12 protein-coding genes are annotated in these 12,746 nt (G+C 41.3%); 5 read left to right on the top strand and 7 right to left on the bottom strand.

From position 1 onward, the window contains the following. Positions 1-12: 12 nt before the first annotated feature. The 6 genes from AUO94_RS11120 to AUO94_RS11095 form a co-directional block, all read right to left on the bottom strand. Positions 13-828 (bottom strand): HAD family hydrolase, encoded by an 816-nt coding sequence (locus tag AUO94_RS11120; protein WP_058384277.1) that lies wholly within the window; start codon positions 826-828, stop codon positions 13-15. Further along, entirely contained in the window at positions 825-1,934 is a 1,110-nt protein-coding gene (locus AUO94_RS11115; protein WP_058384276.1) for a cysteine protease StiP family protein, read from the bottom strand. The genes AUO94_RS11120 and AUO94_RS11115 overlap by 4 nt, the downstream gene beginning before the upstream one ends. After that, the gene (locus AUO94_RS11110) at positions 1,931-3,214 is read right to left on the bottom strand and encodes a phosphoribosyltransferase domain-containing protein (protein ID WP_237150109.1); all 1,284 of its coding nucleotides are present in this window, start codon (positions 3,212-3,214) and stop codon (positions 1,931-1,933) included. Before AUO94_RS11110 ends, AUO94_RS11115 begins: the two co-directional genes overlap by 4 nt. A gap of 19 nt (positions 3,215-3,233) precedes the next feature. After that, a complete protein-coding gene (locus tag AUO94_RS11105) occupies positions 3,234-4,379 on the bottom strand; it encodes an HpcH/HpaI aldolase/citrate lyase family protein (protein WP_058384274.1) in 1,146 nt (381 codons plus the stop codon). Positions 4,380-4,487: 108 nt separating this feature from the next. Beyond that, on the bottom strand, positions 4,488-5,066 hold the full coding sequence (locus tag AUO94_RS11100) for a TerD family protein (protein WP_058384273.1): 579 nt from the start codon (positions 5,064-5,066) through the stop codon (positions 4,488-4,490). A gap of 14 nt (positions 5,067-5,080) precedes the next feature. Then, complete coding sequence (locus tag AUO94_RS11095) at positions 5,081-5,695, bottom strand: TerD family protein (RefSeq protein WP_058384272.1); 615 nt, start codon at positions 5,693-5,695, stop codon at positions 5,081-5,083. A gap of 311 nt (positions 5,696-6,006) precedes the next feature. Between AUO94_RS11095 and AUO94_RS11090 the strand changes: the two genes are divergently transcribed. The 5 genes from AUO94_RS11090 (at position 6,007) to AUO94_RS11070 (ending at position 11,842) form a co-directional block, all read left to right on the top strand. Continuing rightward, on the top strand, positions 6,007-6,945 hold the full coding sequence (locus AUO94_RS11090; RefSeq protein WP_058384271.1) for a glycosyltransferase family 2 protein: 939 nt from the start codon (positions 6,007-6,009) through the stop codon (positions 6,943-6,945). Continuing rightward, the gene (locus tag AUO94_RS11085) at positions 6,935-7,330 is read left to right on the top strand and encodes a GtrA family protein (protein ID WP_058384270.1); all 396 of its coding nucleotides are present in this window, start codon (positions 6,935-6,937) and stop codon (positions 7,328-7,330) included. Before AUO94_RS11090 ends, AUO94_RS11085 begins: the two co-directional genes overlap by 11 nt. 20 nt (positions 7,331-7,350) lie before the next feature. Beyond that, positions 7,351-9,954, top strand: coding sequence for a YfhO family protein (locus AUO94_RS11080; RefSeq protein ID WP_058384269.1), 2,604 nt, complete (start codon positions 7,351-7,353; stop codon positions 9,952-9,954). 229 nt (positions 9,955-10,183) lie between these two features. After that, positions 10,184-10,819 carry a superoxide dismutase family protein gene (locus AUO94_RS11075; protein ID WP_058384268.1) on the top strand — a complete coding sequence of 212 codons (636 nt, stop codon included), beginning with the start codon at positions 10,184-10,186 and terminating at the stop codon, positions 10,817-10,819. A gap of 147 nt (positions 10,820-10,966) precedes the next feature. Continuing rightward, complete coding sequence (locus AUO94_RS11070) at positions 10,967-11,842, top strand: SDR family oxidoreductase (protein WP_058384267.1); 876 nt, start codon at positions 10,967-10,969, stop codon at positions 11,840-11,842. 50 nt (positions 11,843-11,892) lie between these two features. Here the strand turns inward: AUO94_RS11070 and ytvA are convergent, their stop codons facing one another. Next, the gene (gene ytvA, locus AUO94_RS11065) at positions 11,893-12,744 is read right to left on the bottom strand and encodes a YtvA family blue-light photoreceptor (RefSeq protein WP_058384266.1); all 852 of its coding nucleotides are present in this window, start codon (positions 12,742-12,744) and stop codon (positions 11,893-11,895) included. Between the last annotated feature and the right edge of the window lie 2 nt (positions 12,745-12,746).

The raw sequence follows: 12,746 nt of genomic DNA, 5'->3' as shown, positions 1-12,746 counted from the left end.
TTGCTTTGTTGCTTACTGACGCTGCAATGAAATCTCAGCAACACGAGCTAAGATTTCCTCTCCGACTTTAATGCCGTGTGTATCGGTCTTATGAATATGTTCGGACATTGAAACTCTACTTTTTACTGCTTCGCCGTGAGATGCCACCATGCCATAATCGGCACTTTCTAGTAAATCCAGATCGAGTAGCGAATCTCCAGCTGCCAGAACGTAACTGGCACCTATACGTTCCTTAATGTACAACGCGGCAGCTGCTTTCGTAATGCTTTCTGGCATAAAATAAAGCTTCCTACCTTGCAGGGACATTCCCCATCCAAGCTCTTTAAATACGGTTGTGTAGAAATCCAGCTTGTCTATTGGAAAACGTGCACGATCGACAATCAGATAAACAAACCACTCTTCCGCTTCTTTAACTTTCAGTACCCAGTCCTCCGAAAAATGACGTTCAATTTCCGGTAGCAATTCTGAAATAATGGTTTTCCGACTGACACACTGCTGGCGAATTTCTTCAGACCACTCTTTGATTGGTTTGCCGTTTTCCAAAATGACGGCGCCATTAGATACAATCGCAAACCGCGGTGCTTGCTGTCCGTTAAAAATACCCGTCACTCGCTCGTATTGAGCTTGTGTCCGTGTAGTCACGGGCAAAAAGAATGCCGAAGCAGAAATATGCCAAAGCGCTGATTGACTTTTTTTCGTCATAAACGACAGTGGTTTTCCCTCGTAGCGCTCTACTTCAACTAACTCTTTTTCCGTTACTTCCATCCCCATCGAATTGCGGGAATAAATTAGCGTCTGATCTAAATCACTAGCGAACAGTACCATCATATTTCTTTACCTGAACGAATCAAGCCAATCGCTCGGTAAAACAAGTCGGGAACAACTTCTACCGGCACCTTTTTCTCTTCCGCCAACATCAAAATGTGATGAACATCCGGGTTGTCTAGACTGTTAACCAAAATCTTCCAAGGGCTTCTGCGAAGCAGTACGCGCGTTGTCTCACCAACACCTGGCTTAATCAAATGAAAGTCGGTTTCACTATACATCTGCTGACCAATTGCTTCGACTTCCTTCATGCCCTGCCAAGTTCTTTCTGCTATTACAGGAGTTGAAACAGCCTCTTGTTTAACTTGTTCTTGCGTTTCCAAAAAGCAGGCAGTAATTTGATCAATAAAGTCATTCGATAAATCTTCATCAAGCAATTCTCCGTAAAACTTGGCACCGTGGAAATCATTTTCACCAATATACTGTTTGTTAAGGATTGTGCGGCTTACCAGACCTGACACGGTCGCATTTAGACAAGCACTTGGAATAAGGAAATCTTCACGCGTACCGAACAATACTGCGCATGCACCTGGATCGGCTAGCACTGCCATGTCATCATATAAATTCATGTTTTTTTCCTTATTGAGACTGTTAACTGCTTTAGTCAACTCTTTTTGAATAGCCCCTTTGCCGGTCCAGCCATCGACAAACTGAATACGGCTTGTCGGATGTGCAGCGCGAATTGAATCGATTGCTTTCTCATCAATTCCTTTATCGCGTAAAATAGAAACACTGTAATGCGGCCACTCCATCTTCATTACCTGCTCGGCGTATCGACGAATCAGAATACCGATTGGACTGCCGGCACGTGCTAGGGATACGAGCACAATGTCATCTGTTCCCGCATTCATGAAAATACGACGCGTTACGAGTCCAACCAAATAGCCTAATTGCTCTTTCGTCTTACCTACTGTTTCGTGATAAAGATTGGTATATTCATCAGAAGGACGATATTCCATTGGCAGTCGTTCTGCATAGTGTGCCCCGGTCTGAACCGCTTTTTCACGCTCTTCCAACGTACTTTCAGTAAATTCGTTGCTTACATCTTTCAATAGGAAGGTGATGTCTTCTTTCGGATAACTCGTTTTCACTAAACCGGTAGCTATCATTCGATTTCTTCACTCCTTTTAGTAGTTGTTAGAGAAATCCATTCTACTGGCGCTTTTTTCTCCAAGTATGTGAGAAGCGGCTGCCAATCGGATAGTGCAATGACGGATTCAGCTATCAAGTAAATTCGGTCGATTTCCAATTCATTTAAATTATAGATAAATTGGCTAACTCCGGATGCATCTGGTAGCTCAAACTTAACTTTTTCCTTAATCGGATAATCGACCATTGGCGAAGCAAAAATTGGACTGCGTGTCGTCGTTTGGACGAGTGCGTTTCCTTCTAGTGCTAAGGCAAAACGCAAAGGTAAGTACATATTCTCTCCTACTCCAATGACTAATGCCTTATCGCTTACACTCACAAGCTTTTCAACCGCAGTTTTTGCCCAGCTACCTATTTCATCGTGTTGCTCACTTGTAAGGCCAAAACGCCCTGTTTGCGAAATATATCGTTGTCCCGTTTTTGAGCCGATTGTTAATTTTTCACTGCCCAGTTCGGTATGTGGAGTTCTGCATCCATCACCACTCAACAAACCCATTTCTGATTCAGTAGGCGCTGTGCTGTGCAACAATTCAAATTGGCCCATCATTAATGATAAAACCTTCAAATCAATCTGCCGCTCAGCCATTATTTTATCTATTTTTTCCTTTTGGCTATCACTTCTCCAGTCAAGGATGGATAAAGACACGTAATTCTTTCCGGGAAATTGATCATCTAATGCACACACAAAATTTAACAAGGTGTTACCCGTAGAAATCTCGTCATCGATTAACACGATCGTCTCTGCTTGTTCAAGCATACCTGAAGGCGCATATACTTTATGGGACGTTGCGTGGGAGTGTTCTTCTTCAAAGACAAAAGATGGGGTAATGCCGATAACCTCTTCACGTGTTGTGTGAATATAAGCAGATTCCTCAAAATGTTGGAAAACCGAATGCCCAAGACCTGTTGCTGTTTCTGCCATGCCAATAAACACTGTTTTTTTGGGCATCGTTTTTTTAAATTCAAGCGATTGCAGAGTTATGTCGCGATTTACTACGCCCGTTTCAATCATTTTGACAAGAGCAGGCGTCTCTGGATATCCTCCAATCCCAACTTCTTCCATTAGCAAAGAAGCCAATAAAGTGCCTGTTCCAAGAGCTAAAGAAGGATGAACAGCTAGATGTTTAGCAATTAGTTTACTGACAAACAAAAATTGACGATTTTTATTCACACGCAAAGCGACAGAAAACAGCGATTCCGCTGATAAACCTTGATAAGCATAGGTAACTGAGATATTCATGTTTAGGTTATCCCATAATTTAGTATTGATTTGATACTTGACTGGCCCGGATATGATTGAGGACGTCGATTGGTTGATAGTTTTCATTGAGCACCCCGTAGACTTCCGCTTGAGCGGCAATTTTTTTCGCCCAACTCAAATGCGGCTTTACTTCGTTCATTTTATTGCGTTTAGGACTTTGCAAGACACCATTTCTTTTGCTGCTTTCGTTTAGAATTAGTTTAGCGTCTTCGTAAGCTTCAAGTGTGACGATATGACCTGTATTGACGATTGAAATTTGCGACGGATGAATACAGGTTTTTCCTTTAAAGCCATTTAGAATATCCAGTTGAACTTCTTCCCATAAGGTTTCTTCCGGTTTAGAAGAAAGCCATAGCCGCTCCCCACTTGAAAAATGTTCGTAGACAGGTCCAGAAACCGTGAATCCGTCTTCTGCACGCCCAAAACGGTTCAAGATAGCCATCAAACAGTCTCGAATAACATGAACATCGTAAATGGTCCGTTCCGCGGGCCGACGTAAGCCGTAGAGGCTAGAAAAATCAGTAGCTCCCACGCGAACCGTCAAAATTCGCTCTGCTTGTGATTGCATAATACTGTATAGTTCTGACAAAGTTTGTTCACGAGATTCACTGTACAGCACTTCTTTCGTTTCGAGCAAAGGCAATGCATACAGCCTTCTACCAGCCACTTCACTAGCACGGTCGAGCGCTTCAAAAAATGATGGCAACGTTACAGGTGAGCATTTCGGAAAAACGATTCCTGTCAATACACTCAATGCCGTTCCTGCATTTTTTACTAATTGGTCTAATTGTTCGGGTGTGCGAACCCGCAAAAACAAAGCTGGTCCAGCCATGAGTTGCTCTGCATTCGCTTGTTCCAGTTTTTTGAACTCGCCCACTGTATTTTTTTCTGCCTGTTTTAGTTCCGTATCAGCTACTGCATCTTCCAAACAGACGATTAGTGTTGTAAGACCAGCAAATACGCCGTTATTATAATCACCAGTTAAGATTTTCCGAGCAAAATCCACTCTAGAACCCGGTGTATAAAGCGCTGCACCCAACGCCAAGCTTAAGGTTTCCCGTTCCGTATCACGGTTAAATTCTGCCGGGGAATATTTAAAAAAAGTCTTTAAATCAGAATCGGTCAATCCGTTAAAATGTCTCATGCGTGATCCCTCCCGGCATGCTGCTAGCTACAGCCCGTTCAAATTATCATTTCGTATATGAATGGACAAAAAGCAAGGAGATAGTCTCCTTGCTTTTCCATCGTTAACTCAGCTGTTTAAGCCAAAGTCCTTCACAAGAGACTCTAAGCCGCCTTGATAACCGCTGCCAATGGCGTTAAATTTCCATTCTCCTCCGTGACGGTAAAGTTCCCCGACAACGACTGCAGTTTCAATTGAAAAGTCTTCACCTAAATCGTAACGGATCAACTCTTCATTTGTGTCTCCATTGATGATGCGTACATATGAGTTGCTCACTTGGCCAAAGTTTTGACTGCGTGATTCTGCATCGTGAATCGTGATGGCAAAAGTTGCTTTCTCAATTGAAGCTGGAATAGCTGACAAATTAACGTTTACTTGCTCGTCATCTCCGTCACCTTCACCCGTTTTGTTGTCACCCGTATGCTCTACAGCGCCAGCAGCACCCGTTGTATTATTATAGAAGATAAAATCAGCTTCTGAAGCCGTTTTGCCTTCGCTGTTTAAGAGGAAGACGGAAGAATCCAAGTCAAAATCTTGTCCGCCATCATATTTGTTTGTGTCCCAACCTAAGCCTACGATTACTTTAGATAAGCCCGGATTGCTTTTTGTTAAATCTACTTTTTGACCTTTTGATAAGTTAATTGCCATTTTCTCAACACTCCTTAAGAATATTTGTTTGCAATTGATCCGATATCAGGTTCGATTGCGCCTTCACCAATAGCTGAAAACTTCCAATCTGCACCTTGACGGTAAAGTTCGCCTGTAATTAACGACATTTTACCTGCATAATTATCGGTAAGGTTGTAGTGAACCAATTCTTCTTTCGACTGATTGTCGACTAAGCGAATAAAGGCATTTTCAATCATGCCGAAATCTTGTTTCTTCTGTTTAGCGTTATAGATATTCACAACAAATACTAAGCGATGAACAGAAGGTGAAATACGTTTCAAGTCGATATTGATAACTTCATCGTCGCCTTCGCCTTCTCCAGTTAAGTTATCGCCCGAATGAACTACGCTGCCATCTTTGCTTTTCTTGTTACCAAAATAAATTAAGTTTTCTTTGGCTGTCAGCTTGCCATTTTCGTCTAGCAATAAGACAGATGCGTCACAGTCCACTTCAGCACCGCCACCGCCGCCACCTAATAGGCCGCTTAAAAAGCCTCCGCTTTTTTTAGTTGCGACAGGATCCCATCCTAATCCAACCATTATGCTTGAAAGCGATGAACGTCCTTTTGTTAAATCGATTTTTTGACCTTTTACGAGATTGATCGCCATTCTTAACACTCTCCATTCATCAGTATGTATTCTATTTTAATAGTATTGGTCCGCCATGTAAAATTCAACGAATAGAACCTACCAGAAAACCCGAAAATTCAGGCATTGTCTTTTCAAATTTCACGTTCTGAAGTTTTACAGGTTGTAAGTTCACGCTGAATTTTCAGACAAATGCTTTCTTAAAACACCTGACGTATACTAATACGTATCTAACGCTAAGAAGTTTCATTTTCAGGCATAGTTCTTAATTAAGGTAGCCAATACTAGCTAAAAAATTATTTTCAAAAGCAGTTTGAAAGGAGCAACCAATAATGAAGCTTATCTCTATTGTCGTTCCGGCTTTTAATGAAGAAGCCAATATCGCTTCCATGTATGCCAAGTTGGCGCAGGAACTTGAGGCGCTTCCATATCGTTATGAGATTATGTTCATCAATGACGGCAGCAGCGATTCCACACTCCAAGAGATTTTAAAATTAGCCGAAGTGCATGAGAATGTAAAATACATTTCATTGACACGTAATTTCGGAAAAGAGTCTGCAATGCTCGCCGGCTTGAAGCGCATTAAAGGCGACGCCGCCATCGTTATGGATAGTGATTTACAACACCCTCCCACTTTGATTGGGGAAATGGTTACAGGCTACGAGGAAGGTTTTAACCAAGTTGTGGCGAAACGTTCACGCACGGGCGATTCTAAAGTTCGTTCGCTATTCTCTTCACTTTACTATAAGCTGATCAACTCGATTACTGATGTTGATCTGCAAGACGGGGAAGGAGACTTCCGGCTTCTAAGTCGCAAAGCCATTAATGCCATTTTAACGTTGAGCGAAAGTAATCGATTCTCCAAAGGTTTGTTTTCTTGGATTGGGCTCAGCAAAAAGACCATCAACTACGAAAATGTGTTGCGCACTGACGGCGACTCCAAATGGTCATTTGCTAGTCTCGTCAATTACGGCATCGACGGCATCATTTCATTTAATATGAAGCCTTTACGCGTTTGTTTTTACTCAGGCTTTTTGGTTTTGTTTCTGTCACTCATTTATATCTTTTTTACGTTATACAATATTATGCAAGAAGGTATCGGAGCTCCCGGGTACTTTACGACAATTACAGCAATCTTGTTACTAGGAGGCATTCAATTGATCAGTCTCGGAGTTATCGGTGAATATATTGGACGTATTTACAATGAAACCAAACAACGCCCACACTTTCTTGTAGATATTAGCAATGCGGATGAATACAATGAATCCTAAAGCGCTGAATACTGAATTTACTCGCTTCGTCTTTGTTGGGGTCCTTAATACCTTGAGTTATTACTCGATTTACTTGTTGCTTCACAATGTTTTCAATTTGCCTTACCTTCTGGCACATCTTGTCGGATTCTTAATCAGTTTGAACATCTCTTTTTTCTTAAACTGCTATGTCACGTATCGCATAAAGCCTACACTTAAGAAATACTTATACTTTCCATTAACTCAAGTCGTTAACATGTCGGTTTCTACTGTGTTAATTTTTATTTTCGTAGAATTTCTTCACCTCAATAGCAATATCGCTCCTTTTGCAGCCGTATTGTTTACAGTTCCAATAACATTTGTCGTATCGAGTAAAATTCTTAAAGATACGCCTTCTCCAAAATAAGAAAAAAAGACGGTGACTCTATGCAAAAACTGCGCCCTGCTCTTGTTCTATTGTTTTTCAGCTTGCTGCTGTCAGCAATCGGTCATACTGTTTTTCTCCGCCAATGGGCAAATGGGCATTTCATGGTAGGTATTAACGATGGACTCTCTCAAATGCTCCCTTTTAAGGATCTTCTATTTGAACAATATACACGGGGAGAGTTTTTCTACTCGTTTGATTTTGGATTAGGAGCTGGCACATTCAGCGAACTGTCTTATTATTTTTCTACATCTATTGTGTTCCTAGTTTCAGTAATGATCGTTGCCCTTTTAAAATTCGCGAATATTATCCAGACAACTGACGTCTTGTTTTGGGCAAATGCCGCTGTTTTCATCAGCATTATTCGTCTGGCCACTGTGCTATTTATCACTACTCGATTATTTATGTATATGAACATTTCAAAACCTGCTGCTTTTATAGGTGCTTGTCTTTATGGTTTATCAGGAATGTATTTCCGCCACGCTACGTATTGGGAATTTTTCGCAGATGCCTATTTATGGCTTCCACTGCTATTGTTTGGTGTCGAAAAAATCTTCCGCGAACAAAAGCCTGGTTGGTTTTTAGTAGCTATCGCCGTATCAATGATTGACAATTTCTATTTTGCTTATATCAATTTTTTGTTAACTGCACTTTATATTCTGTTCCGTCTGTTTATCCCACTCTCTACGAATGAACAAACCAAAAAGAAAAGTATAATGAGCTTTTTGATCGCCGGACTGATTGGTGCAGGTATCAGTGCAGTTTCTTTTGTGCCTGCTGTCTATGCCTATTTAAACAACCATAGACCCGATTTTAAGCAAGAAATTCTTTGGAAAAATGAACTACTTGATAATATTTTGTTCAGTAGCTCAATTATTGTCTTGCCTGCATTTTTCGTCCTCGTATTGTTTTGCTGGTTTCTGTATAACCATAAAACATTCCGGTTGTTTGCACTACTTGGAATCGTCGCGATAATTATGCACAATAGTCCGATGATTGGCAGTGCCTTTAACGGCTTTTCTGCTCCGCAATACCGTTGGGAATATTTTTTATCCTTAGTTATGGGCGGAGCCGTTGCGGTCGCATTTGATCAATTGCATAAATTTACACGATGGCGTTTTCTACTTCCAGCGATACTAACGATTTTAAGTTTTGTTTATTACGTTCGAAACGACGAGTATTTTGAAATGGACTCAGAGTTCTCAACGCTTGCGATTCGCGCGCTCATCATGACATTGTTGCTGCTAGCTCTATACGTAAATTTCAATAAAGATATAGTCAAATGGCTGTTAATGGCATCCGTTTTAGTTTGGACTTTGCTGTTTGCTAACCTTTATCAAACCGAAAAAATTCTGGATGAAGGTGATATCTCACAAGTTAGCGAAGAATTGATAACGGGAGTCGACTATGATGACCCTGAAATCAATACACTCATTGAGTTTATTCACACAAAAGAAAGCGACGAACTTTATCGAATTGATTGGATGGAAGGTGTCCGCAATAACACGCCAATCGTTCAAGACTTCCAAGGACTAAGTGCATATTCTAGTATTTTAAACAAAAACTTATTGTATTTTTATTTGTATGATCTTGAAATTGATATGGGACGTGAAAGTGTTAGTCGTTACGCCACACTCGGCAACCGCGCCAACTTGTACAGCATGCTACAAGGCAAATACGTGATTCGCTCGCGTGGAGACACCAATATTCCTTATGGCTTTAATGAGATCCATTCTTCCGAAAAGTATATCGTCTATGAAAACGACTACGTTTTGCCGTTTGCACGGTCGACTTCCACAGTTTACGAAGAACAGCAATTGGCTAAGCTATCTCCGCTAATGCGTGAACAAGCGATGCTGACTGGGGTTGTACTAGATCGCAGTCAAGATACGGCTTCTTTGCCAGAGTCGAATGAAAACATCCTTGCCTTTGACCAAGCTACAATTGGGGCTACTTATCATGACGATGTCCTAACAGTCGTAGAGAGAACAGGCGGCTTGAACTTAACCGTAGAAAACCTACCGCTATCCGGTGATGACTTATTTGTTTCTTTCCATTTAGAAACAAAGGCAGCCGATCAAGGCTTCCTACTTGAAGTGAATGATTACCAAACAACAAGAAAGTCCAATCAGTCTATTTACAAAACATTTGTAGACGACTTAACAATTCGCATACCTGCTGATGAATCCATTGAAATTCGTCTTCCAAAAGGACGCTATGACATAACCGATATCCAAGTTTATTCTGCTTCCTATGAATCCTTGCGCAAACAAGCTGCTCAACCAGACTTGTCTAGCAATCTATCAATTGATGGCAGTCAGGTTCGCTTGGATTATGCCAATAAAGACAACGATGACTTCTTAAAGCTATCCATTCCGTATGAACGCGGCTGGCAAGCACACGTAAATGGCAAAAAAGTACAGGTAGCAAAAGCCGACTTTGCCTTTATGGCAATTCCACTAGAGGCAGGCGATAACGACATTTCGCTTGCTTATCGACCGCCCTTTTTTAAGTCAGCTGCAGCTGTAAGTTTAGTATCTACCCTTTTTGGTTTTGCACTAGTTTTTCGCAAAAGAAAAACTAGAAAACCGACTGATTTCACCTAAATTTTTATCGATAAGTGCGATTTCTTTCACTACTGCTTTAAGTGCTCCACTTCTGACTTTCGTGATTAGTCAGAAGTGGAGCATTTTTTCATCTATTCCTCTTATAGAAAATGAGCTTCCCTTTATTGGAATTTCTTCTCCTACAAAAGAAGCTGTTTTGAAAAATTGCGTTTACTCTCTCTCTTTAACGTGTAAGAAAGAGTAAGACGATCTTAAAGGAGGAATTCAGATGAAGCGTTGGTTGTTGTTCGGTTTAATCGTAAGCTTTTTAGTCCTTTTAGCAGCATGTGGCAATGACACGACAGAAGATCCGCCTACGGAATCTGATGGCGCAACAGAAGAAACGAACGATGACAGCAACAGCAGTGAAGATTCAACTGAAGGAGCAGCTACCAATAACGATGGCGAAATCCTGATGGTAACCGTCGAATTAATGAACAGTGACGGTGATGCGATAGGCACTGCTGAATTGACTGAAGAAGACAGCGGTGTCGCAGTCGCACTTCAAGCAGAAAATTTAGAACAAGGCATGCATGGTATTCACTTCCACCAAGAAGGTATGTGTGAAGTTCCTGACTTCAAATCAGCTGGTGATCACTTTAACCCAGAAAGTACGATGCATGGTATGGACAACGCTGACGGTCCGCATGCCGGTGACTTGCCGAACCTTGAAGTAGGCGAAGACGGCAACGTCTCACAAGAATTTGTTGCCGAAAATGTGACGCTTGAAATTGGCGAAGAGGATTCATTACTCAAAGAAGGCGGAACTGCGCTTGTTATCCACGCAGGAGAAGATGATCAAAAAACCGATCCTTCTGGTGACTCTGGAGACCGCATTGCCTGTGGCGTCATTGCCGCAGAATAACGATCGCTTAAACATCGGCAGTGCCCTCTCTAAACGGGCACTGCCTTTTTTGAACTCTGATTAATCTAGTTCTGCTCTCCAGTGTTTAAGTGGATTACCAACGGGAATAATGCAACTAGTACTACTTAAACTAGAGGAGGATTTACAATGGCGAGAGATGAATTCGAAAAAATAGATGAACAAGTTGAACCTCAAGAACAATCTACACAGCCGGGGTCCGAGAAGCAAATGAACCCTGAACCGATTTATGATGACAAAGACTATAGAGGTTCTGGAAAACTTGAAGGAAAAGTCGCACTTATTACAGGCGGAGACAGTGGGATCGGTCGCGCAGTAGCAGTGGCCTATGCTAAAGAAGGTGCCAGCATCGCTATCGCCTATCTTGACGAACACGAAGATGCAAAAAAAACAATAGCAGCGATTGAGTCTTACGGAGCAAAGGCAATTAAATTTGCCACCGATGTCAGTGACGTTGAAAATTGCAATCAGCTTATAGTAGACATTATTTCTGAATTCGGCCAATTGAATGTGTTAGTGAACAATGCTGGAAAACAGTTTCCACAAGATGACTTTCTAGCGATTAGCCCTGATCAATTAATGGAAACTTTCTCTACTAACATTTTTAGTATGTTCTATTTAACTCAAGCTGCTCTCCCACATCTTCAAAAAGGAGACAGTATCATCAATACTTCATCCGTAACTGCTTACCGCGGTGCTCCTGGACTAATTGATTATTCGTCAACCAAAGGAGCAATTACAAGCTTTACTCGCTCGTTGTCTGCTAACATTGCAGAACAAGGCATCCGCGTAAATTCAGTTGCACCTGGTCCTATTTGGACACCTCTTATCCCCTCAACTTTTGATGCAGAAAAAGTCAAAAACCAAGGGAACGACACATTAATGGAGCGACGTGGGCAACCTTCTGAATTGGCGCCAGCTTACGTATATCTAGCTTCTAAAGACTCTACCTACGTAACAGGACAAGCGATTCATATTAATGGTGGAGATTATATTAGTTCGTAAAATACAACAGCCCCGGCATACGCCGGGGCTGTTTTTAGCAACTGTCGTCATTATTTATTTTGTCTCAAGCGACTTTTTCCACTTTCTTCTTGTGCAATAAAATTCAATGCTTTTTCAATTGTTGAAAATGTAACTAAGCGACTGTCACGATCTAAATTATTGACAAACTGCTGAGCAGCAACCGCAGAAATGCCTGTTACATAAAGTTTACTTCCCATAATTCGAAGTGCTTCGTAAATTTGTGAAAACCAATAAAGCGGTGATTTTTCGTTCCAAGTCAGACCGGTGATGTCGATAATTGCATATTCAATACGGTGCTGTTGAACATATTCGCAAATTTTCACCTTCAACATTTCAAAGCGCTGAATGTCCATAGTTCCAACAAGTGCAACGGTCGCAACATTTTCCTGTACGGACAAAATAGGGAGCATCAATTTTTCAATCTCGTCTTCGTTCGCCATAATCGCCTGTTGTTGAGCACGCTCTAACGTAATGTCCGTTTGCGTGCCGATAAAATAAAGCTTCTCGTCTATCCAGACAGGCTCAATTACTAGCCGGTTCCAGAATGGAGAACCGTCTTTGCGATAATTTAATAAAGTCACAATCACTTTTTCTTTATTGGCGATAGCTTTTTTCATTTTTTCAGTATCTTCTTTTGATGTTTCAGGTCCCTGCAAGAAACGACAGTTTTCCCCAATTACTTCTTGTTGCGTATATCCGGTCATTTCGATAAAGGTTCTATTTGTATAAATGATTGGATTGTCCTGCTGTGACGGATCAGTCACAATTGTCCCAACTTTGCTGCCATCGAGCATAGCTTCAAGCAAAGTCACTTGGGTTTTTTGGTTTAACTCTCTCAAGTGATCTACCTCTTCTCTCGTTTCATGTAATAATCCTAGCATAT

The organism is Planococcus kocurii (assembly GCF_001465835.2).
GTDB lineage: Bacteria > Bacillota > Bacilli > Bacillales_A > Planococcaceae > Planococcus > Planococcus kocurii.
This window is presented reverse-complemented; position numbering and strand designations above follow the sequence as displayed.

Bases quoted from the DNA above. Each gene is read 5' to 3' on its own strand.
- AUO94_RS11120 (WP_058384277.1), bottom strand. From the start codon at position 828: ATGATGGTACTGTTCGCTAGTGATTTAGATCAGACGCTAATTTATTCC.
- AUO94_RS11115 (WP_058384276.1), bottom strand. From the start codon at position 1,934: ATGATAGCTACCGGTTTAGTGAAAACGAGTTATCCGAAAGAAGACATC.
- AUO94_RS11110 (WP_237150109.1), bottom strand. From the start codon at position 3,214: ATGAATATCTCAGTTACCTATGCTTATCAAGGTTTATCAGCGGAATCG.
- AUO94_RS11105 (WP_058384274.1), bottom strand. From the start codon at position 4,379: ATGAGACATTTTAACGGATTGACCGATTCTGATTTAAAGACTTTTTTT.
- AUO94_RS11100 (WP_058384273.1), bottom strand. From the start codon at position 5,066: ATGGCAATTAACTTATCAAAAGGTCAAAAAGTAGATTTAACAAAAAGC.
- AUO94_RS11095 (WP_058384272.1), bottom strand. From the start codon at position 5,695: ATGGCGATCAATCTCGTAAAAGGTCAAAAAATCGATTTAACAAAAGGA.
- AUO94_RS11090 (WP_058384271.1), top strand. From the start codon at position 6,007: ATGAAGCTTATCTCTATTGTCGTTCCGGCTTTTAATGAAGAAGCCAAT.
- AUO94_RS11085 (WP_058384270.1), top strand. From the start codon at position 6,935: ATGAATCCTAAAGCGCTGAATACTGAATTTACTCGCTTCGTCTTTGTT.
- AUO94_RS11080 (WP_058384269.1), top strand. From the start codon at position 7,351: ATGCAAAAACTGCGCCCTGCTCTTGTTCTATTGTTTTTCAGCTTGCTG.
- AUO94_RS11075 (WP_058384268.1), top strand. From the start codon at position 10,184: ATGAAGCGTTGGTTGTTGTTCGGTTTAATCGTAAGCTTTTTAGTCCTT.
- AUO94_RS11070 (WP_058384267.1), top strand. From the start codon at position 10,967: ATGGCGAGAGATGAATTCGAAAAAATAGATGAACAAGTTGAACCTCAA.
- ytvA (WP_058384266.1), bottom strand. From the start codon at position 12,744: ATGCTAGGATTATTACATGAAACGAGAGAAGAGGTAGATCACTTGAGA.